This is a genomic window from Acidianus sp. HS-5, from assembly GCF_021655615.1.
Lineage (GTDB): Archaea > Thermoproteota > Thermoprotei_A > Sulfolobales > Sulfolobaceae > Acidianus.
In genome coordinates this window covers 2,024,514-2,049,213 of sequence record NZ_AP025245.1, presented here as the reverse complement: position 1 = coordinate 2,049,213, position 24,700 = coordinate 2,024,514, and the positions used below count along the sequence as shown (strand labels likewise).

Here is a 24,700-nt window from a genome sequence, read left to right as displayed (position 1 = left end):
TTTACTCAACCTTTATTTCAGGATTTTCCTCGCCAATTACCATTGTATTCAATAAATTAGTTTCATAACTTTCGTTACCTTTCTGTATTGTTACAATGGAATACTTTCTAGATTTATATTGTGCCTTCTGAATCTTAACAATCTTACCGTATAATCCAGTGTTCTTTCCACCTATTATTATTCCGAACATATTCTCTACTAGGGGATATACGGAGATTATATTTTGTGAAGGAATTTCAATCTTCAATGTACTTAAAGTAGGATATTTAGAAGAATCCTCCTTATTTACCAATATATTTCTACCATCTTCCAAATTTAATTGTAATTTACCACCTTTTACTATTGTCTTATTAATTACTCTAATTAGCTTATATTTTGACTCTGTTTCACTGATTTGTTTAGGAGAAATATACCTCGAATTATCGGGCAACATAACATAATACAAACCAGCGCTAGGCACAGATATTATATCCATTAATCCTACTGGAAATCTATAATCTTTCCTTACAATTCCATCAACATAAACCTTACCCTCAGATATTACTTTCTTAGCTTCAGATAGAGTTGCTGCAACATTTAGATAGTCTCTTAATATTAAACTTAGAGGTACACTCTTAAGTAGCGAATGAGGACCAGGATTTACTCTAACAGTCCATTTATATTCTTTTTTGTTTATCCTTAAAAACCAAGGAGCTTCAAACCTTGTAACATGTGGCATTATTTATTCACCTTTTTAAATTTCCTTTCTATTGAGGATTTCCTGTCATTGTCTGATAAATCTAACTTAGTTATCATAACTTTAGAAGCATGAATCCAGACATAAACAGGCGTCCCATCAGCTTTTTTCCTTGTCAGTCCTTCTATTGCTATTCTTCCAGATTTTGTATTGACTTGAGCTACTTTACCTTCAAATCCTACATTATCTCCTCTCATAACTTTTACACTATCGCCTTTCTTTACCTCAATTCTCTTTATTCCATACTCCTTGATAATTTCGTCTGAAACCATCGCAGTAAGCATTTTTCTCCTTAAATGATAAGGAGCATTAAATAACATTTTTCTCTGTTTTGCTGGCTTAGAAGATAACATTATTTTCACCACCTCACACAACCATTGTAGCTAAGCTTGCTACTTTAGGCCAACGTTCCGCAGCTTCTCTCGCTATTGGTCCTCTAATTTCAGTTCCTTTAGGTGTTCCATCTGGATTAACTATAACTACAGCATTGTCTTCAAATGATATCCATGTACCATCAGGCCTTCTAAATGGCATTTTCTGTCTTACTATTACAGCACGGAACTTCTGTTTTCTAACTTCTGGAGTGCCTTTCTTTACTGACACCACAATTAGATCGGCGATGTTAGCAAAAGGCACCCTTCTTAAAACTCCTCTATATCCAAAAACTCCTATTACCATTGCCTCTTTTGCTCCACTATTATCAGCCACGTTAACAACAGAACTAAGTTGTAAACCTGGAGTTAATGCTTTTCTTGAACCTAAAACTTGTAGTTTTTCTGACATTAGCTACTCACCTTACCTAATACTACAAATGATACAGACTTAGCTATTGGTCTGCATTCCCCAATTATAACATTATCTCCTTCCTTTACATCCAAACATGGTGGAATATGAACTCTTATTCTACTCCTCCTTCTTTCATATCTCTTAAATTTACTATTATAGTACAAGTAAACTCTTTCAAAAACACCGCTTTTATTTGCCCTATATTTAATTAACTTACCTTCAAATATCATACCTCTTACTTTCAGGTCTCCGTGAAATGGGCAGTTTTTATCATCACATGTTTTTTCTGGAGCTTTAACTCCGACTATACCAACATTTTTAGTCTGGCTCATACCATCCACCTCTTCTTTAACCTCTTAACAATATTACCCATTAATTTATAACCATGCATAATCTGATGACTTCCTTTAAAATCTATCTCAAATATTCCATTTGCTTTATGCACCATTATAATCTTACCTTTAGAGTTCTTAATGTACAAGAACTTAGACGATTCAAAAACGATAATCCCAGAAAGCCCTATAAAAAAAGGATTAGAATGAGACAAAACCTTTACTCTTAAACCTATAACATCAAGAAGTTTTCTCATTCTGCTTACTATTTCTCTTTTTCTCAGAAATTATAGTTAAAATCCTTGCTATATCCTTTCTAACATTCCTTATTGCAGACGTATTCTTTAAAGTACCCATTCTACTCTCAGCTCTATGTTTTAACAGATCAGCATTATACTCTTCTAATTTTTTATATAAGTCTTTTATATCCATCTTCCTTAATTCCTCAGGATCCAGCGGCATTCTGAGCACCTCCTGCATTCTCATCTATTATTTTAACATTTGTTACAGTAACTTCGCCTTCTGATGAAGCCGGAGTCTCCTTAAATGAAATCTTATCTATAGGTCTTAGCGGCTTTGCAATGACTATTTCCACACCATAGATACCTGGTTTTAATGTAGCTATCGCTATAGCTCTATCAACCATTGTCTCTAGACTATTTCCAGTCTTATACACTGTACCTTCTTTTAATTTTTCATATTTAGCTCTCTCGGATGTGATCTTACCACTAACAACAACTTCTGCACCTAACGCTCCAGCGTTCATTATCCTCCTGATGGTTATAAATGCGGCTCTCCTAAAGTGGTAACCCTTCTCTAAGGCCACTGCAAGCCTGAAAGCCATAACTCTAGCGTTTAATTCTGGATTATCAACATTAGTTACTGTTATCTGCGGATTTTCTAAACTAAAGAATTTCTCAAAAACTTGAGCTAACTGTTTTATAGTCTTTCCGCCTTTACCTATTATCATTGCTGGTCTGCCAGCGTATATAATAATTCTAGTTCCCATGGGAGTCTTAATTATATCAACTCCAGCATATTCCGCATTATAGAACTGCTTAGCCAAATATTCATCAAGCATTACTTTAGTCATTGATTTTTGCAAAAAGTATTGTTTTATATTTACCATTCATGCCTCACCTACTATAACCTCAATATGTGAAGTTCTTCTATACTTTGCCGTAGCCCTGCCGAAAGCCCTAGGCATGAACCTTTTTAAAGTCAAAGACTTATGCGCTGCTATGTGTATTACTTTTAAACTATCCGGGTCTAATCCTTTAGAAACTGCATTAGCTTCAGCATTGTCTAATGCTCTTAATACATACTTTATCGCTTTAACTGGATATCTACCATTCTTAATTCTCCATTTAGATGAAATATTGGATCTATGAGATGAACCATGAGAATATCTCCAAAACGGTAAGGATTCTTGATGTTTTAATACCCTATCTAAAAAGTCTCTAGCTTCTTTAACTTTCATACCTCTAATTGCCTTACATACATTATATAAATCTCTTGTGGATACTGGTGCATCCTTAACTACAGCCTTCCCTAACTTACTGTCGTCTATAGATAATTGAGGATAAGTCCAGTTAGCCATGATCATCCCTTCATTGCAAGGAATAGACTAGATCTTGTTGCCTTCAATCCTGGTTCACCATGTTCTACCTTCTTTGTGGTTATTGCAAATTCTCCTAGATAATGTCCTATCATCTCTGGAGCAACTTGGAACTCAACAAACTCTTTTCCATTATATATACCAAACTTTAAGCCTACCATCTCTGGAAGAATAACTAGATTCCTAACATGAGTCTTTATGGTCTTAGTTGATTTACCTTCTCTCTTCATTTTCCTGATTTCCTCAAGTAATCTTCTCTGTTGGGGAGTAAACCCTCTAGTAAGCGACCTCCTTTGCCTAGAAGGCAATAGTTTAACAAACTCATCCATAGGCATATTGATTAAGTCATTCAGACTTTTGCCCCTATATTTGAACTTTTGCCATTCAGCCGGAAATTCTGACATTGCCATTATAATCACCCTATATCATCTTTAGTATTAAAATTCACTTCCTCTCCCTCCTTCCAGTCCTTCTTGCTGCTATATGCCCGACTTTTCTTCCTGGAGGTGCGTTCCTTGAAACAGTGCTAGGTCTGCTTACACTAGTGTGAAGACCTCCACCATGTGGATGATCTACTGCATTCATTGCAACTCCTTTAACTATGGGCCATTTAGTTGCTTTCACCTTATATTTCCAGTAAACGTTTCCAGCTTTTAGAACTGGTTTATCATATACTCCTCCACCTGCAACTACTCCTACCGTAGCTCTAGCATTACTCAAGACTTCTTTTATTTTCCCAGACGGTAATCTAATAAGAACCTTATCTCCGCTTTTACCTATTACAGTAGCATAAGAGCCTGCAGATCTAGCATATCTTCCTCCATCTCCTCTATGCTCTTCTACATTACAAACTATTGCACCCTCCGGCAAACTACCTGTATCTACTATATTTCCAGTAGCCGGATTTACGTTACCCCCTATTTCTATTTTCTGCCCTATGGTCATCCCTTGTACTGCCTGCATATAAAAAACATCGCCAGTATCCAATTTCACCTTAGCTACTGGAGCCAACATACCAGGATTATGAAGAATATCCATTACTTTACCTACATGATTGCCTTCTATCTTAGGATATCTAACTTTACCTACTCTTAGCCATCCAGGATTCCTAAAGTTTATATTACCTCTTCCAGCTCTTTGTTGAAGTAAACTCTTACCCAAATTATTTCACCTCATAATAACCCTAATTTTTGCGCAACATCTGATGCTTTATATTCTGGACTAAGTCTAACATATGCTTTCTTATCTCCAGTAGGCGTAATTAATATATTAACTTTAACTACTTTTACATTCAACGCCTTCTCTATGTCTGACTTTATTTCCGATTTTGTAGCATTTTTATCTACAATTATAACTATGGTATTTTCTGAATCTATTAATTTAGTTGCTTTTTCTGTAGCTAAAACTTCTTTAATCTTCATTTAACTTCGCCTCCAAATCTATCATTTAGAGCTTGAAGAGCACCTTCAGTAAATATAGTAAGTCTACCTGGATGCCCTCCTGGAGCTAAATGAATAACACTAAGTTCTTTAGCAGTTATTACATCAAAACCTTGAATATTTCTTATAGCACTAATAACTGCCGATTTCCCATCTTTTATTACAAAAAGTGGACCTTTAGGCGTCTTATATCTTCTACCTCTCATTTTACCTTTTCCAGACCTAATTTTTTTTACCTTACATCTTTCTAATTCATCTTCTAATCCTAGTTTTTTAATAAACTCTATTATGTCCTTAGACTTCGATATCTTTTCTAGATCATCACTAACAATAATAGGCAAGGAGAGATTTTCTGGTATTTTATGACCTCTGTTTTTAACTAAATCTTTAAATGTTGTAGCAGAAATAGCACTAATTATTGCAAGCCTCATTTCCCTTTTATTGATATCTTCAACTATCCTCTCCATGGGAGAGGGTGGAAAAACTAATCTACCTCCTACTGTATTAGGAGCTAAAGCCGCTTCGCCGCTTCCCTTAATTCTTGGAACTCTAGCTAGTCCTAAGTTAATTCCAAAGCTTTTTGCAGTAGTCCTCTTACCTGCCATTGGGTCTCTTCCTTTAGGCTGCAATGATTTAGTAAATGATGATCTAAATGCTCTATTGATTATATCTTTCCTTACGGGATAACTAAAGATTAACGGTAAATCAATTTCTTTTGATTTCTTACCTTCTAAATCAATTACATCTGCTTTTTTCTGTTGAAGTTGGATATACATTCTACTCACCCTTGTTTGCTACTTAAATCTATATACGTAATTTTAGGAGCTTCAGTTGGAACTTCATAAGGCCTTATAGGATATCTTAAGAATAAAGGCCTTTTCCTTACCCCTATAGTTGAACCTTGAATCAATATGTAAGAGTTCTTTACTAATCCATATTTTACAAATCCGCCTGCCGGGTTAATATCTTGTGGGTTCATTGAAATTTTTAATATTCTCTTATTATATTCCGTTCTCCTATGGAAACCTAATTGACCCGGTTGTGGTACATAGCTTGGAGTACTCATAGAGGGACCTTTAGTACCTACTTTTCTGCTACCTTTCCTATGCTTATGCCACTTAGGTAACTCCATAACACTATATCTCTTTATAACCCCTTGGAATCCTTTACCTTTCGTAACCCCTATTATATCCACTAGTTGTCCTTCTTTAAATATATCAGTAACGTTTATTGGCTTACCTAATACATTAAGTAAGTAGTTTAACTGAGCAGAAGTGTCTCCTCCACCAATTTGCATCTCTACAATCTCAGGTTTTTTCTTTCCTAATGCCGGAACTAATTTCGGCTGCGTAGCGACTAATGCCCTTAAATATAGGATATTATTAAGGTTAGACTTTATTTTATCTAAAAATCCATTTAATTTATCTTTATTTATTTTTAACGATTTTATCTTCCTTGTTATTTCTTGAGGAATCTCTGAACTCCAATAGTCCGTGAGTACTTCCGGTTCTCCTTTGCTTCCAAGAACATACGCTCTTAATGCTATTGGAACTACTGGTGGTGTTTCTATAACAGTGACTGGAGTAAATACTTCTTTTCCGTACTCTGAAGATCCTTTAATATCATTAATATAATAAACATAAGTCATGCCTACTTTATATCCTATAAACCCAAGAAGTATAGGATTAGAAGAATTTACATTAGGCCAAGACCTAGGAGTAGGAAGTAATTCCTCGGCTCTCTTCCTAGGTCTAACACCTGATGAACCTCTTCTTGGTGACGCTAATTTTCGATGACCCAATCCTCTTCCCCTTCTTAATTCATGCACCACTATTAAGTTATAAAAGTAACTATTCCAAGATTGCATTAAGTAAGCTTAATGATGAAATTATTGCCTCTTCTGCTCTAACGTCTGATACGCCCTGTTTTATTATAAAATTATAAGACTTTTTCAAAAAATTTTCTCCTAATTTTTTTATTAACATACCTTCTGGTGGTCCTATAAGTACCGTTAAACCTTTTTCCTCATACATAGAAACTATTTCGTCCTTATATTTTAATGGATCTTTACCATTTCTACTACCTATTATGAGATTATCTTTAGTAAGTATATCTTCAATATTCGTTTTATGAATTTCGAAACCATTGTAATATATTAATGGATATTGAATAAATGAATCTTTTACAGAGTCAACAATTATAATGGATTTATGCCTTGTCCTAATTTTTTGTGGTAAACCAAAGTCATTATTTTTACCTATGCGTATCTCGCCCTCAATAGGTAACTTATGCACTATATGAAATGGCAAGTTCATTGGTGATAATAAGCCAACTTTCTTCAAGTTATGGCTTATAGGAATATATTTCTTCAAATAAGGGGGAGTTAACGCGTAATCAGAAAGCTCTTTTAATAATTCAAATTCCTTATTTGAAGAATTGGGGCATATTATATAAACATTTGTTACTCTAAATTCTATAAAAAATCTAAATAGAAGAGAAGCTTTGAGAGTTTTTTCTGTAAGGTTTTTTTCTATTGAAAATATCGAGGAAAAAAACGCAATATTAAGTTCGTTTCTTCTTTTATAAGGAAACATTTAATCTGCCTTACTTATGCTTATGATGTACTGTTCTCCTTCTATGTCCCAAGTTTCTGTAAGTTTATACTTTTTGTTACTAATTTCTATGTTCTTTGCTCTAGTCTCTGACGAGATGTAGCTTTTCCACTTATTTACCATGTCATATCTATCGTTAGGCGGTGTTATACAAATATTAATGTAATCAGTGACGTTTAGATTAAGTTTCTTTCTCATAAACTGTATTCTCCTTATTATATCCCTAACTATGCCTTCCTCTTCTTCCTCTTCACTTATGCTCTTAGATAGCATAATTACTCCTAAATCGAATTTTGAACTAACGTAGCCTTCCATACTGCTTTCTTCAATATTGACGTAATTTTTATCTAACCTAACATTAACGCCGTCTATCATTACCTCATGATATCCCTTATCTATAATATCTTTACCTATAACGCCGGCATTATTATTAACATATTGAACTATTTTGGGTGTAAGTTGTTTGTAATCTTTACCTATTTTGCCCTGTAACGGAGATACAACAACTGTGGAGAATTTCGCATAGTCTATTATATTATAGACCTCAACTTCTTTTGTGTTAAGCACTGATTTGAGGATACCTATAACATTATTCACTAGCTTAATGTCATTCTCATCATTTAAGAATACAAACGTTTTATTTACTGGCCATCTAAGTTTTATTCCAGCTTTAGCTCTAACATTTAATCCTGCATCTTCTATTTGCCTGACAACATTAATAGCTTTTTCTAATTGTTCATCAATGAATCTACTTTGAATTTCGGGAAAGTCGTCCATACTAGCAGAGTCCTTGGGATTAACTACAAATTCTTTGTAAATTTTCTCTGCAGTATAGGGAATAACAGCAGAGGCCAATATTATCCAACCCTTCAATACAGTATAAAGTACATAATACATTGCTATCTTATCTGGATCATTATATTCGACCCATGCTCTTTTTCTAATCAGTCTTAAATAGAATCTGCTGATGTCATTTATAATGAAATCAAATAGATAATTGGCCATCTCATGAACTTTATAATTCTTCATAGTCTCCTTTATTTTTCTTAACATGGAATAGTATCTAGATAATATCCACTTATCTTCCACTCTAAGATATCTCTCTACGTCCGAGAAACTGTACTTATCAGGATCAAAATTGTCTAAGCTCATATACGTACTTGCAAATACATAAACATTCCACACTATTTGTAAATCACGCAGAGTTAACTCCATTGCCTTCCAAGAGAACTTTGCATCTTCCCAAGTAGTATTTCTTAATAACCATAGCCTTAAAACGTCTCTTCCAAACTTTTCTATTACTACAGCAGGCTCTACATAATTACCTAAGCTCTTATGCATCTCTCTTCCTTGTTCATCTAACATAAAGCCGTGTACTAATACAGATTCGTAAGGTACTCTATCAATGAGTATAACTCCGCTACGTAATAAACTAAAGAACCATCCCCTAAGTTGGTCATGTCCTTCTAATACAAGATCTACTGGGCCTATTTCCTTCCATTTTGCATTCCAATTATCTCCCAGACTAGCAAAAAACGCAACACCGCTATCAAACCATACGTCAGCTACATCCGATACTCTATGAGCTTCCTCGCCACATTTAGGACATTTTATTATTACATTATCTATCCACGGCCTATGAAGATCTTCAGGAACACCGTTTATAGAAAGTTTTTGTAACTCTCCTTTACTTCCTACAACGGTTATATGTCCGTTTTTACATACCCAAATCGGTAAAGGAGTTCCCCAGAATCTCTGCCTGCTTATTACCCAATCTCTTAAGTCTTTAACAAGATTACCTATTCTAGTTTTACCCCATTCAGGTACCCAATTTACTCTATCTATCTCATTCAAGAGCTCAGTTTTTAGTTTAGTTACTTTTATGAACCACTGCTCTACAGCCCTTAATAGTAGTGGAGTCTTACATCTCCAGCAAATAGGATATCTATGAACTATCTTACCAGCGTACAATAATGCGTTAGCTTTCTTTAGGTCTTCTATTATTTCATTATTTTCATCTCTAACATATTTGCCAGCATATTTGCCAGCACTATCTAGAAACTCTCCCTTATCATTTACTAGCATTACTACTGGGAAATTCATTTTCTTACCTATTGCAAAATCTACGTCACCATGTCCTGGAGCAGAATGCACTAAACCCGTACCTTCTTCAATAGTTACTTCGCTTCCACCATCCACTACTTTATGATATTCATCTAAATCTTTCTGTGCAGGTACAATATCCTTTAATGGATGAGCATACTTTATACCTAGTAATTGAGAACCTTTATATGTTCTCAAAATCTTATAATCTTTTATACCAGCTTCTTTCATTACGCTTTCCACACGGTCTTTTGCTATAATATAAATTTCATTATTTGCCTGAACTTCTGCATAGTCAAACTGAGAGTTAACCATTACAAATACGTTAGCAGGAATTGTCCACGGAGTGGTAGTCCAAATAACTAAATACTTATTCTCTTCTCCAATGACCTTAAATTTCACATATATTGCAGGGTCTTCAAGATCCTTATATTCTGAAACTTCGTAATCCGATAAAGTAGTTTCACACCTTGGACACCAGTGTAAAACTTCAACGTCTTTTGTAAGAAGTTCTCTTTCATAAGCCCTCTTTACTAGTGACCATGAATTACTGATATATTCGTTTTTGAGTGTATAATATGGATTATTCCAATCCATAAAAACTCCAACATTCTTGAAGTTTTCAGTCATTGAATTAGCATTATTTAAAGCAAAGTTCTTACATTCTTGAATAAATTTATCCACTCCTATTTTATCTATAATATCTTGTTTTCTAGATACTCCAAGTTTTTTCTCTACTGCTACTTCTATTGGTAAACCATGCGTATCATAACCCGGTTGATCATAAACCTTATAGCCTTCTATTCTCTTGAAACGTAGAATACAGTCCTTTATTACTTTATTCCATATTGTGCCTATATGGGGTATCGGGGCAGAAGGATATGGAGGACCGTCGATAAATAGGAATTTTTTAGATCTGGTTTCTTGATTTGATTTCTTTAATTTATCATATATACTATTAGAATTCCAATATTGTATGACTTCACTCTCAACGGATTTCAAATCGAATTTAGTAGATAACGCTTTCATTGAGGATAATTCGTACCACCAAATGAAAAATAAAATTTTGGTTTAAAAACATTACGTGAACTACGTTATTTTGGAGTATATAACGTCAACTAAATCAGACAGCTTTGCAGAACCCCCTATATCTGGAGTTAAATTCTTCCCTTCTTTATATACTTCATTTATAGCATTTTGCAAAGAAATCGATGCGTTTCTATATTTAATTTCTTTAGATAAGGAATATATATAGTCTAACATCATAGAAACTGAAAGTAGAAACGCTGTAGGATTAGCCATGTTTTTACCAGCAATATCAAAAGCAGCACCATGAACAGGCTCAAACAATGCTTTAGAATCCCCTATATTTGCTGAAGGAGCTAAACCAAGACTTCCAGCTATTTGAGCAGCTTCATCACTCAAAATATCACCATAAACATTGGTAGTGACTATTACATCAAATCTTGAAGGGTCTCTAACTAAATTTGCAGCAGCTGCGTCGACATACATTTCTTCGAATTTAACCTCGCTACCTTTTAGAAGTTCTCTACATACTTTTGCAAAAAGTCCATCTGTAATTCTCATAACATTTGCTTTATGAACGCATGTAATTTTCTTATTCCTTTCTGATGCATATTTCAATGCAACCTTAACTATTCTTTCTGATGCTTTCCTAGTTATTACCTTTAGACCTACTGAAGTATCTTCTGAAAGCATGAATTCTAAACCTTTATACAAATCCTCGGTATTTTCACGAACAATTAATATATCAACGTTACCGTATCTGTTAGGAACGTTTGGCAGAGATTTAGCAGGTCTTATATTGGCATACATGTCATACATCTGCCTTAATTTTACTACTACATCCATTGCACTTTCTCCTACAGGCCCTTTTAATATGATATCAGACTTGTTTATTATATCCAAGGTTTGTTTAGGTAATGGATCGCCGTACTTTGTCAATGCCGAATCTCCTGCCTCTACCTCAGAAATTTGTAAGTTCAATGCATAATTTTCTACAAGTTTGGACAAGATTTTCTTAGATTGTGCTACTATCTCCGGTCCTATTCCGTCTCCTGGTAGTAAGGCAATTCTATACTCCATACATAGAGAAGCATTATTCTAGTTTATAACCTTTTGATCTTATTATGTCCTCTATCTCTTGAACTATATCTATTAAGTTAGGTTGAGTTTTTTTAATAACTTTAATCTCATAAGAAATTATTTTTAACATTGAATCGAGCTCTTCCTTAGAAAAAATATTTAATCTTGTAATATTGACTAGTAAATCTATAAATAAACAGTTACCCCTATTAAATGCTCTAACATGAGTTTTAGAGCATTTAGCATCAAACGGCTCTAAAGATAAAATAACATATTCTGGAGCATCTTCCGTTACTTTACAAGAAGAAAATATAACATTCTCGGAAACAACTGGTAAACCGTGAATTAGATTATAATTGACTGCCTTGTTAAATAATGTAAGATAAAATATTTCTGGACTATCTACTATCACGTTAATTGAACAGTAAGGATAAATAAGAATATTCTGATATGTTGTGGTATCTTTGTATAATTTTACTCTAAGTTTACCTTGGTCAAGTATAATTCCTATTGGCGATATATTCTCTGTTTCGCCTTTAGTACCTAATATAACTTCATATATTCCATCTTCTGGAAAGATATTCTTTATAGTCTCTTGTAACTCCATAGAGATTATGATAGTAGAAAGAGTAAAAGAATTATCAAGTTTAGGCGAAATATTTGCTGGAGATAAAAAAGAGGATAAAATGGTAAACAGAATTAGAAAGCTCTTCGATAAATGTGATGAGACTAGAGTTATACCAATTCCAGTCTTAAACTATTCTGAATCTCACGAAATCATTGGTAAGTCTAAAATAGAGAGCGCTGAATATCTACCATATTCTCCTAATATAGATATCGAAGGAAAATTAGTTGACTCTACAGAAGAATGTAAAGATTCCATATTAAGAGTGAAAATAAATAATTTATTCGAGATACCTAGATCTTATATAAAAGCTGTAGAGAATAACTGCTTGGCTGTAGTTTTCTTTACGGATAAAAGAAGCAAATTTGTTATTAAATCAGATCCTCTTCTTAATCTTTTTCCTACTGCTCCACCAAAGATACCTGGAATAATAATACCTAAAAGCGAAGAAGATAGAATTGAAAGTAAATTAAGCATAAAAGCTAATGTAAGTATAAGAGAAAGTGCTGGATATATTTTGGAATGTATAAAAAATTCTAAATATGAAAAAAAGATTTACATTACTGCACATCACGATCACTGGTTTAAAGGAGAACATGATAACTTATTAAGCGTAAGCATGTTACCAGAATTAAATTCAGAAAAATATGAATTACATTTAGTAAGCTTTACTGCGGAAGAAGCGGGAGCTTTAGGATATCAATCGTTTTCTTGGAGTTACGGATCAAGAAAGTACTTTGAAGTTCAGAATAAGAACATGGATATACTTCTAAATATTAACCTTGATAATATAGATCCTTGTAATTTAAAGATTAAAGCTATCTCTTCTATGCCTTCTATATTTGAAAAATATTTTAATAACATACACTACGAGCCAGAAATTTATAGCGACGGTTATACATTTATAAAGAATGGAATACCTAGTATTACATTTGAAGGATATTATAAAGGATATCATTCAACAAACGATGAAGTTAATCCTGCTGAAGAAGAATGTATAACTAATCTTTTACTTACTTTTAATAAAATTCTAAATGATAATACCTTAGAAGAGATAAGATATGAAAAATTAAGAAATGAAATCATGCAAAATATGAGTTCTATACAAGCACCCCTAAGAACATATTTAGTAAATATCTTAGATAAATTAAATGACAGAGAAATTTATGAAACAATGCTTAAATTACATGGAGGTATACTGTCAATGGATGGATTAGCTACAGTCAAGCCATTTCATAAATTAGTAGGAATAAGATACGGAAAACCCGTATACATTGAAGGAAAGCCTTCACTTAAAATTTCATCAACCGATAAATTGTATTTAAGTTCTATAGCTAAAGAGTTCGAAAACGAGTATATGAGCAAAATATATGAAGTCTCAAAGAAATTCTTCTAACTCCATCAAACTGCGTATAACATAGTCTGCATATAATTCAGCAAATTTAACCTTGCTTTCTCTATCTATTAATATTGCTCTTAGTCCAGCTTTTTTTGCAGCCAAACAATCCTTTACTGCGTCGTCTCCTATCATTATGCAATTTTCAACTTTTTCATTTAATTGTTCGCAAATATATACAAATGGTTGAATATTTGGCTTAGGTTTAACCCCATCAGTACCAGCTATTATTATCTTATCAAAATATGCAGAAATATCAGTTTTTCTTATTCTCTGCAGTTTATTTCCTCCTTCTCCATCATCGTTAGTTAAAATGCCCAACTTATAACCTTTTGTTTTTAAATATTCAATAATCCCTTTAGCATCATCATAGACTGGATTATTGGAAGCTATAGACCAATATAATGAAGTCCACTCATAAAGTTGATCTTTTTCAACTTTTAAATTAAGTTCATTTAGTGTTTCTTCCCACCATTTATTCCTATCATATATTCCTTCACTATCTAGTTTTTCTGAGATAGAAACTAAAATGGAGAGAATTTTCTCATAGCCCGGAGAAAAAGAAATATCGTTAAAATAGTCAGACATATCTTTAGCTACTGCTTCTAACGCTTTTCTAGAATGGCGGTTAAATTCAACTAATGTATTATCAAAATCAAAAATAACTGCCCTAGTACCGTAAAATATATTGAACTCTTGCATAAAAATTCACGATAAGAAATCTTCTGGTTTTGGTATTTGCTTTGGTAATCCTTTCCTCTCCCTTATTTTCATTACTGTATCCATTAGGATGCTATCAGGCACTGGAGCCCATCTGCTAAACTCAGTACCCCAGAAGGCTCTACCTCCCGTTGAACCTCTTAAATCACTAGCTAATTCGTAAGAGTCAGCTACTGGAATTTCTGCAAGTATCCTCGCTACATTACCGACTTGTGTCATATTTAGAATCTTTCCTCTTTTTCTTGTAAGTACTGAAGTTACATTGCCTACTAAATCCATTGGGACTCTTATATCCAGTTTTTGTAAAGGCTCTAACAGTGTGGGTCTAGATGTCAAGAAGCCTGCAAATATTGCGTTTCTAACTGCTGGATAAAGTTGTGCTGGACCTCTATGGGCAGGATCTTCATGAACAACCGCATCATGCAGTACAACTTTTAATCCTCTTACTGGTTCGTGTGCTAAAGGACCTTCTCTCATTGCTAGCCTAAATCCTTGTAACAATGTATCCATGATTTCTCTCAAATGCTGAATACCACTAGTCATATCTACAAATAGGTTAACATTTTCATCCACAGCGATTATTCTCTTAGCTTCATCATAATCCCATTCTGCTTGATCCCTTAAGATCTTAGCCATCTCTTTAGAGTCCATATCTTCCCTAATGGTTCCATTAGCTATCAATTCGATAGTTTGATCATTTAACGGTTCTACACTAATGTAGAACTTATTATGTTTATTAGGTGATTTTCCTTCAAATACCTGACTTTTAGCCCTGATGCTTTCTCTATATACCACAATAGGTGGCGAAGTGTTAACATCTATACCGTAATTATCCTTAAGTAACTGGAGCGATACTTCTAAGTGCAAGAATCCCATTCCTGATAATAAGTATTCTCCGGTTTCCTCATTAATTTTCACGACTAAGTTAGGGTCTTCAATTGTTAATTTTCTTAAAGCATCTATCATTTTAGTTAAATCTTTAGGATTCTTAGGTTCTACAGCTATAGTGACTACTGGCTCTGATACGTAATGCAGGCTTTCAAAGCTTCCTTGTAAAGTTTTATAATTAACGTCAACCAAAGTTTCTCCAGCTCTTGCCTTATCTAGGCCTAAGACTGCTGCTATATTACCTGAAGGAATTTCATCTGCCAATTCTCTTAGCTGGCCCATGTATATACTGACTTGTAATATTTTCTGCGGAGCTTTTGCGTTAACTAACCACACTTCTTCTCCAGATCTAAGAGTTCCAGAGAATACTCTACCAGTAGCAACTAATCCTGCGTGCGGATCTACTTTCATATCGTTTATCATCATCACTATTGGCCCATTAGGATCAGCATTTAACATAGATTTTACTAAGTCGTTATCCATCTCTCCCTTCCATATTTTTGGAATTCTATATTTCTGTGCATCTCTGGGATTTGGAACGAATTTTATCACAGTATCTAATAATGCCTCATGAATTGGAACTTGAGAAGCTAATTCATTAAGCTTACTCTTATCAGGAGCAGTATAAGCGTCTATCACGTTTTTCATGTTTATTCCTTTCTTCTGAGCAATAGGTAAAGTGAAACCCCACTTGTCCTTTGCTGAACCAAATACTACAGTCCCTTGCGTAGGGTTAACCATCCATTTATCTTTAAATTCTGGCTCAGCGTACATTTCTATTAAATCGTTTACGCTTTTTATTATATCAAGTAGTTTTTGCATCATTTCTTGAGGTCCTAATTTTAGCTCTTTCACAAGTCTATCTATCTTGTTGATAAATAAGATGGGCCTAACTCTTTCTTCTAAACTTTGCCTAAGTACAGTTTCTGTTTGGGTCATTACTCCTTCTACAGAATCTACTACAACTATAGATCCATCTAAAACTCTTAAGCTCCTAGTAACTCTACCGCTAAAATCGACGTGACCTGGAGTATCAATTAAGTTAATTACGTATCCTTTACCATCAACTTCGTGGTATAGGCTGACGTTAGCGGCTTTTACAGTTATACCTCTCTGTTGTTCAACTGATAAATAATCCAATGCTAGAGCTTCTCCTGCAACTTTAGGTGAAATTATACCTGCAGCTGCTAATAATGTATCACTTGTTGTAGTTTTTCCGTGATCTACATGAGCTATGATTCCTATGTTTCTAACTCTTTCGATATCTTTCATCAAGCTTAAGACTTGTTCTGTAGTCTTATATTTCGCCAAAACTAATCACCAATATACGACTAGTACTAAGTTTAAGAAGTATTAAAATGTGTCTGCATGTTTCTTATATAAAATCCATTAAGGATTTCTTGGTATTAGAATTTGAAGACTCAGGAGAGTAAGGAGTTATTAGAATTTTATACAATTCTTCTGCTCTTTTTCTACTGCCTAAAACTCTCTCTAAATCCGAAATCGATGCATTACATATATTTCTTATTGTAGAAAATTTTTCTAACAATTTTTTAGCATTAACTTCACCAATGTTAGGAAGAGATTCTACTACGTAAAGTTGGATATCTTTAATACTCTCAAACTTAGGCTTATCATGAAGGTTAATTGTTCTCTTTCTACCTTCATTACCTTGAAACTTTTCTGCAAGTTTTACTAAGACTTCCGCAGAGTCTCTCTTATCAGAAGAATATACAACCTTTACATTATAGTCCACTATAATAGATATTAATGCAGAATTTATCGCTTTCCATCTTTCAGTGATCTCTCTAATCCTATTTAAGTTACCTTCTACGAGTAAAAAGGCATTCTCATAAGCAGAAGTTAATCTATTAATTTGATCAAAAAATCTCTTATCAAAAACAGAATTAACTAGATCAGAAACACTTTTTCTCTCTACAGCTACTCCATCAGCTAATACGTAATCTGCAACGTCTAACTGTTCTATTATAACTGCTACTCCATCACTCTTAAGAATTTCTGGAATTCCACTATTTTTTTCTCTGTCATCTACATATATTCTTAGCATTATGTAAAAATTATAGATTTATAAAAAATTTAAGCTTTTGGAGGATTAGACGAACCTTTGAGCTGAGGGTAATACCTCTGTAATAAATCATTAACATTCTTCTGTAAATCCTCGAATTGTTTTCTTAATAAAGATTCCTGCTTTAAGTACGTTCTGCTCCTCAGTTCTAATATTTCTTTCCTATCATTCAATTCTTGTTCTATTGCAGTTTTATCTTTCTTAACTAAAATATTACCTACAATCTTATATACTGACGTATCTGTAGTTAGTTTTGATAATTCCTCTAGGATCTTATTTATCTCCCTTAATTCGCTGTCAATTACACTCCTCTCATATGTTAAATTATCTAATTGTTTTTGTAACTGCTGAAGTTTTATTAACTGAGTCTGCACCTCAGGGGGAATTTTTTCTGCCACTCTTATCCACCTCTTCTAATGTTCTTAGAATTGTATAGAGCCAAAATATATAAGAGTTCATTATTGCCCTACCTCGGCTTATTGCCTCTGCCTTAATTTTAATATTTAAAGGATCGGTAATACTAACATATCTCTCGTCTATTTTTTCCAAAAGTATTGCACTACGAATTATTTCCCTTATATCGTCAGGTATTCCATCTATTGAGATAGTTATTGAAATCATGTATCCTAATTATAGGACCTACAAGCTTTTCAAATTTACTAACAAATTTCATTTCACATACCTCGTCTTTTTTAAGCATATCTACAAAATTATCACATGACGAGATATTAAATAAGTTTAGATCAATTAAAAATGGAATAAGCTCCTTACATTCAATATTTCTAATACAAATTCTATCAATTCTTTTCCTTCTAATTTTGAAATCAGACAATGTAGATATGCCAATTATTTTCAGCTCGTATCTTATTTTATCTTGAATAAAATCATAAAGCAGTATCCTACTTGGATTTCCTTTATTAGAATCTATATATAAAATAAATCTACAATTCAACTTCTTACAAAGAAAAAATATCTCGTTAATAGAACTTTTCCCTCTATTATGCTTCACAGAATTAGGAATAACGCATTCCAAATCATTTAAAAAACTTCTTAATCTATACGATGCGTCCCTACTAGAAGTTATAAGAACATTAATATGGCGTATAGGCAAGACCAGCCCATTTCGCATTACATTTTTTACAATACCAAATTCCACTGGCTAATCTGGCTACAGTACCAACGGATTTACATACAGGGCATTGATAATCTTGATATCTCTTTTCCATTACTTCCTTCCATCTTTTTCTCAAAGTAGATCCATATCTAGGACCAAATCTGCCTGCTATACCTACAACCTTGTATTTAGCCATTCTAATTCACCTATTGTATGTTTATTTGCTTTTTAAGTTCTTCCAATAAATTTTGACTAACAGACCTAGCTAAGGTTTCAACATTATCTATTTCTGCTAAGGTAAACGTACCTATACCTGTCTTCTGTATTCCAACTATCCTACCTTCTGGAGTATAAGAGAGTGAAATTTTCGCATCCATTATACCTTCTTCGTCTAAATCTGGATCAACTACTAAGTGTTTGCCTATTTTAGCTACAGATACTGTAACCACTGGGAAATTCATTGGAAGTTTATCACCTTTCTCTTCCTTAACAATTTTTATTTCATCGCCTTCCTTCACAACTTTAGGTAACTTAGCATCATAAAGCGCAGATACAGCAGCTAGAGTACACGCATCTAATATATTTCCACCGTAATCCAGAACATATATGTCTACCCATATCGTCCATATCTTCTTACCAGTTTCAATCACTAACTTAGTCAAATCTATGGATTTAGAATCTCTAAGGCTTCTATCGACAACTCTGGATAATTCTATGGCATTTTCATCTGGAGGACCAGCTTCAAATGTTTCGTATGCTAATGGTAATAGTTCTACGTTTACTACTAGGTTACCTTGGTTTGGAGTATCTTCAAAAGGTTCCTCGGGTTCTACTTTAACTCCAGCTAAGACTGTAGTATCTCCAAGCTTAACTAATGCTGAGCCATCTGCCTTCCTTGCGTAACCTAATGTTATGCTTAATTGTCTATATTCATTGAATTTCCTACCATCTGTCCTAATTCCCCTATCTAAACTAGCTAGAATGCTTTCCCTTTTAATCAATGGAACTATATTCTCGTTTGGTGGTGTTATTGACATTTTACTCCTCCTTTAATTCAGCATATTTGTTTTTAAGAGTCTCTTTTTCTAAGTTATAAATAATATTTATTCCTTTCATCGCTAATTCCATTCCTTGCTTAAATTCTTCTGAAGTCATGTTTCCATTAAGCTGCAATAGATTTATTTGCCCAATAGAAGGCATCATTGCAACTGGCATATCCGCTTCTCCCCACATATCTTCAGGCTCATTTAAATCTAGGACAACAACACCATCAGCTTTACCTACTGCCACTGCGGCTATTAAGTCTCTTACAGGGATACCGGCATCGATTACAGCTAAAGATGCTGCCATTAGAGATGCTAATCTTGTTCCGGCATCGGCTTGTAACACTTCCATGAACACATCAATGGAAGTTCTAGGAAACTGTTCTACAAGTATTTGAGATTCCAATGCTTCTCTTATTACTTTAGATAATTCAATTTCCCTCCTACTAGGTGCAGGATTCTTTCTTTCATCTGTCGAAAAAGGTGTCATGTGATATCTTACTCTTAATACTGCTCTATTCGGTAAAGCTAGATGTCTTGGGTGCATTTCTCTAGGCCCATAAGCCGCCGCTAAGATTTTAGTATTCCCAACTTCTACTATTGCTGAGCCATCTGCGTTCTTTAACACTCCTACTTCCATTTTCATCGGTCTTAATTCATCTGGCTTCCTTCCATCTAATCTTAATCCGTTATCCAAAATTAATTTAGGCTTTTGAATTTGTAGCATTTAACTCACCTTTTTTCTTTTCTATTAATTCTTTTATTCTATCAGTTAGACCTTTAATATGAGATTCCCTTTCTATAGTTTTTACAGATAAAAATAACACTTCTTCCATATCTTTGGATGGACAATTTGCCCATATACGGCCATTTTGCGCAACTACCATCTCGCATCCTGTTTCAGACGTTAATAATTCATACATGCTCTTATTCTTTCCTATTACCCTAGGAATTTTTACTGGCATTATGTCTATTATTTTACCATTATTTAATCTTCCTAATCCTTTCCCTTTTACAGTTAATACCGGGCTTATTGTCCTATCAAAGTTTTCTACCTTGGCTATCACATAATCTCCAATATCAAGGTATTTCCTTAAATCTTCACCTACATTAACTGGTCTTCCTAAAAGAGAAAGCCCAGGTAAATATGCCGAATAAGGTGCCTTAATATCAACAACCCATCCATATAGTTCTACATCTTCTACAAGCCCTATTACAATATCTCCTAGTCTTGGATAGTAATGAGATCCTTCAAGAGGTATTATTTCAAAAGTTGAATCTTTAGGATCTATTATACCTATTACAGTAGAATAATACTTAGTGTTTACCTTGTAGATATACGGTGACCAAGGTACTTGAAAATTTCCCTCTGCAATAAGATCTCCAGGAACTATTACACTCCTAGATTTAAAGTAAATTTTATTATTAGAATTATTTTGAGTTGAATCCATTTTATACCACTTGTAAAACTTTTACTTCTGCTTCTCCTTTAGTTAAGGAATTTAATTTGTCAATTACTTCCTCTTGTGCTCCTGCAGGTATTTCCAATTCTGCAATCAAAGTTCCATCATTTAGCCAGTTAGTTTTCTTAATGCTTCCAAGGTTAGACAACTGAGACTTTACCTTAGAGCTATATTTAGCGGGGACTTTTATTTCTAATGTAGCTCTAGCTACTTTAATTGGTATTATTCTTGCTAACTCATGAATTATTTGCAATGCCTGAGATTCAATGTCTCTATTGATATCTATTTGCACCCTTGCTTCTTCCATTGCTGCCTCTATTCTAGCTGGTGGTATGGGTAAATGAGTCTTTGGGTCAATAGCATTACTATGAATAAAATCTATTAACTGTTTCTTTTTGTTTTCTAGTATTTCCTTCCTCTGCTCTGCAGTTATTGGTATTTCTCCTTTCAATAAAATTTCTCTTACTATTGTTTCGAAATCAGTGGTTCCAAATACTTTTTTTAATGCTGATGGAGAAGCTTTTAGGCCTTTTTTTACATCCTTATAAACAGTATCAGAAATTACAACATCAGAAAGAGATATTGACTTTCCAGCCCTAAAAGCCATTGCTTCTTTTGGCTTCACAAGTATTTCGAACCTTTCACCATGAGACTCATATTTTATCACTATATAATCTTGTCTTGCCATTAATTTTTTTCACCCCAACTTTTGTAAATATTGTACTTTTTCCTCTGCACTTAACTTCCTGAAGACTCCAGTATCAGCTGTTGCGTAACCTATTTCTACATTACTTGGTCCTAACTTCTCTCCAGGTTTCAATGTAGACTTAAGTGCGTTTAAAGCTAGTAATATTGTATCCTCTATGTTCAAATCTTCCTTATAATTCTTTTCTAGATATTCTGTAGCAGTGTATCCTCCTTGGCCTATAGCCACAGCTTGATATGGCATGAATTGACCACTGGGCTCTGTCATGAAGAGCTTTGTTGCTCCATTATCTACTCCGCCTATTATTAGAGCTACTCCGAAAGGTCTAACTCCACCATGCTGTGTGTACATTTGCTTAACATCAGAGATTAATTTCGTTAGATAATCCACAGTTATTGGTTCATCATAAATAAGCCTATGTTGAAGTGCAGAATTCCTTGCATAGTCTATCAATACTCTACCGTCTGAGGCTAAGCCAGCGAAACTGCAACCTACATGATCATCTAATAAAAATACCTTTTCTATACTATCTAAGTCTAGTAATTGAGAAGCCTTCTTCTTTTCTCCAAGTACTACTACGGTTGACTTTGTCTTAATACCTAATGTAGTCCAACCTTTTTTTACTGCTTCAAAAGCATAATCTACTTGATATAAAGATCCATCTGGAGAAAATATTGTTATTGCTCTATCGTATCCCATAGCGGCTGGTCCAAAAGCCAATTTTGATCACAGTTTTATAGACTTGAACCGGTTAATAAAAGTGTTACACATTATTCAGATCGTCGCTGGGCACATCATTTTACAGCCATCTGAGTCTTCATCATCTAATACCAATTAATCTTTTAGCCTTTTTTAAACTTCCTGTAGTTCTCTTAGGAACTATCAGTATCTTCTTGCCATCTATTGTGCTAACCAAAGGCAAAGACGCTATAACTACTTTATATCCAGCTCTATTAGTAGAAATTATCCCTTCATTAGTTTCACTTAAATATATAATAACTCTCGGATTAGAAATTTCTAGCCACATACTTCCAAGTAGTTCTTTAACTGCAAATCTTACTGCATCTTCCAACTCTTTAGCATTGATTTTTTGATCTTCATTAACCACGTAAAAAACTACATATCTTTTAGCTTTAGTATCTCTCTTATTTTTTATCTTATTAATATATAAATTCCCTTTTCTAAGAACTAAATATGTTAAAATTATTAACCATATAATTATTAATAGATCAATTATAATTTGAGCGTACATTGTTCAAAAGCACCTGAGGAGATTTAAAAATCCAATAAGTTGCCATTTCGTAATCAGCACCGTGCAATATAAGGTAATTAATTTTTGATAAAGGATTCCAAATCTCATTAAAATCTTTTGCACATGACGAAAATAAAATATTCCTAATCCATCTATATCCCCATATTACGAATTTATATATAACATATGATGAAGAATGAGGTAAAACGACTTCCACAACCTTATCATGAAACCTTATTAAGTTAAGTGTTGCTTTCCTCCTAAACAGACGAAAATTTGTATTATCTACCGTTATAGCGTTGACCTTATTATATGTTATACATATTCTTAAAATTTCTTCTGTCATGGGCTTACAAAATATTAATTTGCTTTTCTTATAAAGTTTAATATTATTGAAAAGAGAATCTTTATCTCTCGAAATTATAGTAACTCTAGAGATGTCTGCATTATCAACAGGTTTACCTTCTATGAACGCGTTATCATATCCTGCTCTTTTTAGGAAATGTTTAACCTTGTAATTGAGTATGCATGGCTCTATTGGCAATTTTATTCAATTCCTCCTTTACTCTTTTCGAACCTCCTGCAGAACTTATTATTATCTTTATAATATCATCGCCGTCTCTAAGATAAAGCTTGCCTTCGGCTATGAACTTTTGCTTATCAATCCTTATATGTATCTTACTCTTATCAAGTCTAGAATCTATTGTTGAAACTAAGTAAAGTAGATCTGCCTTATCTAATTTGGAAAACAAATAATCTACAATTTTTTCTGAGATTTTACCTTGAAAATCATATTTTATTAAAATAATTTTATCTCCGTAATGACCTTCAGTAGAACTCTCCGAGATATTAGCATACTTTAAAAAATCTTGAAGAAAAGAATTCAAAGCGTTTTTAATTTTATTGATATCCTCTGTTTCATGCGAAAATATTTGAAAAGAAACACTAGTAACTTTCATTCCTTACCAGGTATTTTATCATAATTTTGTAGTCTATAATACTTATTGGCCTCGTGTCTCTTCTTAGCTTCTCTCTCTTTTTGCTTCTTCACGAACTTGTGCCTTATAGTGTACTTCAACCCTCTACTCTTTAACAATCCTCTGGCCTTCTTGCCTGCTACAGTTAATCCTCTGAATACTCTTCCTCTATTAGCAGGGTCTTGTAACCACTTTAAGCTCGGATCACTCTTTATAACTGGATGTGCTGGATCTACTAGTATTATCTCATAGTATTTATAAAGACCATCATCTCCTACAAAATAACTTCCTAATACTTCTAAATTTGGATATCTCTTAGCGGCCTTCTCCTCAGCTATCCACATATAACCCTTTGAAGGTGAGAATCCGTACACGCCCATTCTTTTCTGTCTTCTACCTTTATTAGGCCTAAGTTTATTTAGCCCGCCTTTCTTAACTCTCGCCCTAACAACCACAAAACCTTGCTTCGCCTTATAGCCAATGGCTCTTGCTCTATCTAACCTACTAGGCTTATCTATTCTCACTACAGTATTTTCCTCATTTCTCCATTCTACCATTCTCTTCCTTAACACTTCTTTCTTCCAATCCTCGTCTTGCCAGGTTTTTGCCAAATAATGATACATGGATAATGCCATTATCTTCTCCTCTTCAAAATAGAATAACTAATTAAAAAGAGTGATGTCTATCTTAATTAGGAG

At 33.7% G+C, this 24,700-nt stretch carries 33 protein-coding genes; 1 reads left to right on the top strand and 32 read right to left on the bottom strand.

The annotated features are described in order from the left end of the window. Window position 1: 1 nt before the first annotated feature. The 17 genes from HS5_RS11190 to HS5_RS11110 are packed head-to-tail and all read right to left on the bottom strand — an operon-like array spanning window position 2 to window position 12,339. Complete coding sequence (locus HS5_RS11190; RefSeq protein WP_236751460.1) at window positions 2-718, bottom strand: 30S ribosomal protein S4e; 717 nt, start codon at window positions 716-718, stop codon at window positions 2-4. Continuing rightward, window positions 718-1,089, bottom strand: a complete 372-nt coding sequence (gene rplX, locus HS5_RS11185) for a 50S ribosomal protein L24 (protein ID WP_236751459.1) — start codon at window positions 1,087-1,089, stop codon at window positions 718-720. Before rplX ends, HS5_RS11190 begins: the two co-directional genes overlap by 1 nt. 13 nt (window positions 1,090-1,102) lie before the next feature. After that, the gene (locus HS5_RS11180) at window positions 1,103-1,519 is read right to left on the bottom strand and encodes a 50S ribosomal protein L14 (RefSeq protein ID WP_236751458.1); all 417 of its coding nucleotides are present in this window, start codon (window positions 1,517-1,519) and stop codon (window positions 1,103-1,105) included. After that, entirely contained in the window at window positions 1,519-1,854 is a 336-nt protein-coding gene (locus tag HS5_RS11175) for a 30S ribosomal protein S17 (protein ID WP_236751457.1), read from the bottom strand. Before HS5_RS11175 ends, HS5_RS11180 begins: the two co-directional genes overlap by 1 nt. Further along, window positions 1,851-2,111, bottom strand: coding sequence for a ribonuclease P protein subunit (locus HS5_RS11170; RefSeq protein ID WP_236751456.1), 261 nt, complete (start codon window positions 2,109-2,111; stop codon window positions 1,851-1,853). The genes HS5_RS11175 and HS5_RS11170 overlap by 4 nt, the downstream gene beginning before the upstream one ends. Then, window positions 2,095-2,316 carry a 50S ribosomal protein L29 gene (gene rpmC, locus HS5_RS11165; RefSeq protein ID WP_236751455.1) on the bottom strand — a complete coding sequence of 74 codons (222 nt, stop codon included), beginning with the start codon at window positions 2,314-2,316 and terminating at the stop codon, window positions 2,095-2,097. Before rpmC ends, HS5_RS11170 begins: the two co-directional genes overlap by 17 nt. Continuing rightward, complete coding sequence (locus HS5_RS11160) at window positions 2,300-2,983, bottom strand: 30S ribosomal protein S3 (protein ID WP_236751454.1); 684 nt, start codon at window positions 2,981-2,983, stop codon at window positions 2,300-2,302. The genes rpmC and HS5_RS11160 overlap by 17 nt, the downstream gene beginning before the upstream one ends. Then, window positions 2,984-3,454: a 50S ribosomal protein L22 gene (locus HS5_RS11155; RefSeq protein ID WP_236751453.1), complete on the bottom strand. Its 471-nt coding sequence runs from the start codon at window positions 3,452-3,454 to the stop codon at window positions 2,984-2,986. Window positions 3,455-3,456: 2 nt separating this feature from the next. After that, window positions 3,457-3,876 (bottom strand): 30S ribosomal protein S19, encoded by a 420-nt coding sequence (locus HS5_RS11150; protein ID WP_236753559.1) that lies wholly within the window; start codon window positions 3,874-3,876, stop codon window positions 3,457-3,459. Window positions 3,877-3,916: 40 nt separating this feature from the next. Continuing rightward, window positions 3,917-4,633, bottom strand: a complete 717-nt coding sequence (locus tag HS5_RS11145) for a 50S ribosomal protein L2 (RefSeq protein WP_236751452.1) — start codon at window positions 4,631-4,633, stop codon at window positions 3,917-3,919. A gap of 11 nt (window positions 4,634-4,644) precedes the next feature. Then, on the bottom strand, window positions 4,645-4,893 hold the full coding sequence (locus HS5_RS11140) for a 50S ribosomal protein L23 (protein WP_236751451.1): 249 nt from the start codon (window positions 4,891-4,893) through the stop codon (window positions 4,645-4,647). After that, on the bottom strand, window positions 4,890-5,687 hold the full coding sequence (rpl4p, locus tag HS5_RS11135) for a 50S ribosomal protein L4 (protein ID WP_236751450.1): 798 nt from the start codon (window positions 5,685-5,687) through the stop codon (window positions 4,890-4,892). The genes HS5_RS11140 and rpl4p overlap by 4 nt, the downstream gene beginning before the upstream one ends. Before the next feature lie 5 nt (window positions 5,688-5,692). After that, window positions 5,693-6,712, bottom strand: coding sequence for a 50S ribosomal protein L3 (locus HS5_RS11130; protein ID WP_236751449.1), 1,020 nt, complete (start codon window positions 6,710-6,712; stop codon window positions 5,693-5,695). Between the two features lie 49 nt (window positions 6,713-6,761). Next, on the bottom strand, window positions 6,762-7,505 hold the full coding sequence (locus HS5_RS11125) for a putative RNA uridine N3 methyltransferase (RefSeq protein WP_236751448.1): 744 nt from the start codon (window positions 7,503-7,505) through the stop codon (window positions 6,762-6,764). Next, a complete protein-coding gene (gene ileS, locus HS5_RS11120; protein WP_236751447.1) occupies window positions 7,506-10,655 on the bottom strand; it encodes an isoleucine--tRNA ligase in 3,150 nt (1,049 codons plus the stop codon). A gap of 60 nt (window positions 10,656-10,715) precedes the next feature. Next, window positions 10,716-11,732: an isocitrate/isopropylmalate dehydrogenase family protein gene (locus HS5_RS11115; protein WP_236751446.1), complete on the bottom strand. Its 1,017-nt coding sequence runs from the start codon at window positions 11,730-11,732 to the stop codon at window positions 10,716-10,718. Window positions 11,733-11,745: 13 nt separating this feature from the next. Then, a complete protein-coding gene (locus tag HS5_RS11110; RefSeq protein WP_236751445.1) occupies window positions 11,746-12,339 on the bottom strand; it encodes a DUF447 domain-containing protein in 594 nt (197 codons plus the stop codon). 7 nt (window positions 12,340-12,346) lie between these two features. Here HS5_RS11110 and HS5_RS11105 point away from each other — a divergent pair, with 7 nt between their 5' ends. Further along, complete coding sequence (locus tag HS5_RS11105; protein WP_236751444.1) at window positions 12,347-13,753, top strand: M28 family peptidase; 1,407 nt, start codon at window positions 12,347-12,349, stop codon at window positions 13,751-13,753. Here the strand turns inward: HS5_RS11105 and HS5_RS11100 are convergent. The 15 genes from HS5_RS11100 to HS5_RS11030 form a co-directional block, all read right to left on the bottom strand. Beyond that, window positions 13,736-14,455, bottom strand: a complete 720-nt coding sequence (locus HS5_RS11100; protein ID WP_236751443.1) for an HAD family hydrolase — start codon at window positions 14,453-14,455, stop codon at window positions 13,736-13,738. The genes HS5_RS11105 and HS5_RS11100 overlap by 18 nt on opposite strands. 6 nt (window positions 14,456-14,461) lie before the next feature. Next, complete coding sequence (locus HS5_RS11095; protein ID WP_236751442.1) at window positions 14,462-16,672, bottom strand: elongation factor EF-2; 2,211 nt, start codon at window positions 16,670-16,672, stop codon at window positions 14,462-14,464. A 64-nt stretch (window positions 16,673-16,736) separates the two neighbouring features. After that, on the bottom strand, window positions 16,737-17,432 hold the full coding sequence (gene xpf / locus HS5_RS11090) for a 3'-flap repair endonuclease Xpf (RefSeq protein ID WP_236753558.1): 696 nt from the start codon (window positions 17,430-17,432) through the stop codon (window positions 16,737-16,739). 26 nt (window positions 17,433-17,458) lie between these two features. Further along, window positions 17,459-17,845, bottom strand: a complete 387-nt coding sequence (locus HS5_RS11085) for a prefoldin subunit beta (protein WP_236751441.1) — start codon at window positions 17,843-17,845, stop codon at window positions 17,459-17,461. Next, window positions 17,823-18,068, bottom strand: a complete 246-nt coding sequence (locus HS5_RS11080; protein ID WP_236751440.1) for a family 52 olfactory receptor — start codon at window positions 18,066-18,068, stop codon at window positions 17,823-17,825. Before HS5_RS11080 ends, HS5_RS11085 begins: the two co-directional genes overlap by 23 nt. 470 nt (window positions 18,069-18,538) lie before the next feature. Further along, on the bottom strand, window positions 18,539-18,757 hold the full coding sequence (locus HS5_RS11075) for a 50S ribosomal protein L37ae (protein WP_236751439.1): 219 nt from the start codon (window positions 18,755-18,757) through the stop codon (window positions 18,539-18,541). 10 nt (window positions 18,758-18,767) lie between these two features. Further along, on the bottom strand, window positions 18,768-19,598 hold the full coding sequence (rrp42, locus tag HS5_RS11070) for an exosome complex protein Rrp42 (protein WP_236751438.1): 831 nt from the start codon (window positions 19,596-19,598) through the stop codon (window positions 18,768-18,770). 1 nt (window position 19,599) lies between these two features. Then, complete coding sequence (gene rrp41, locus HS5_RS11065) at window positions 19,600-20,331, bottom strand: exosome complex exonuclease Rrp41 (RefSeq protein WP_236751437.1); 732 nt, start codon at window positions 20,329-20,331, stop codon at window positions 19,600-19,602. Further along, window positions 20,309-21,055: an exosome complex RNA-binding protein Rrp4 gene (gene rrp4 / locus HS5_RS11060; RefSeq protein WP_236751436.1), complete on the bottom strand. Its 747-nt coding sequence runs from the start codon at window positions 21,053-21,055 to the stop codon at window positions 20,309-20,311. The genes rrp41 and rrp4 overlap by 23 nt, the downstream gene beginning before the upstream one ends. A 1-nt stretch (window position 21,056) precedes the next feature. Continuing rightward, window positions 21,057-21,755, bottom strand: coding sequence for a ribosome assembly factor SBDS (locus HS5_RS11055; protein ID WP_236751435.1), 699 nt, complete (start codon window positions 21,753-21,755; stop codon window positions 21,057-21,059). Window positions 21,756-21,764: 9 nt separating this feature from the next. Beyond that, window positions 21,765-22,493 (bottom strand): archaeal proteasome endopeptidase complex subunit alpha, encoded by a 729-nt coding sequence (gene psmA / locus HS5_RS11050; RefSeq protein WP_236751434.1) that lies wholly within the window; start codon window positions 22,491-22,493, stop codon window positions 21,765-21,767. 100 nt (window positions 22,494-22,593) lie between these two features. After that, window positions 22,594-23,025 carry an Rpp14/Pop5 family protein gene (locus HS5_RS11045; protein ID WP_236751433.1) on the bottom strand — a complete coding sequence of 144 codons (432 nt, stop codon included), beginning with the start codon at window positions 23,023-23,025 and terminating at the stop codon, window positions 22,594-22,596. Beyond that, window positions 23,003-23,569 (bottom strand): RNase P subunit p30, encoded by a 567-nt coding sequence (locus HS5_RS11040; protein WP_236751432.1) that lies wholly within the window; start codon window positions 23,567-23,569, stop codon window positions 23,003-23,005. Before HS5_RS11040 ends, HS5_RS11045 begins: the two co-directional genes overlap by 23 nt. Then, window positions 23,532-23,984, bottom strand: coding sequence for an RNA-binding domain-containing protein (locus HS5_RS11035; RefSeq protein ID WP_236751431.1), 453 nt, complete (start codon window positions 23,982-23,984; stop codon window positions 23,532-23,534). Before HS5_RS11035 ends, HS5_RS11040 begins: the two co-directional genes overlap by 38 nt. Further along, window positions 23,981-24,637 carry a 50S ribosomal protein L15e gene (locus tag HS5_RS11030; RefSeq protein ID WP_236751430.1) on the bottom strand — a complete coding sequence of 219 codons (657 nt, stop codon included), beginning with the start codon at window positions 24,635-24,637 and terminating at the stop codon, window positions 23,981-23,983. Before HS5_RS11030 ends, HS5_RS11035 begins: the two co-directional genes overlap by 4 nt. Between the last annotated feature and the right edge of the window lie 63 nt (window positions 24,638-24,700).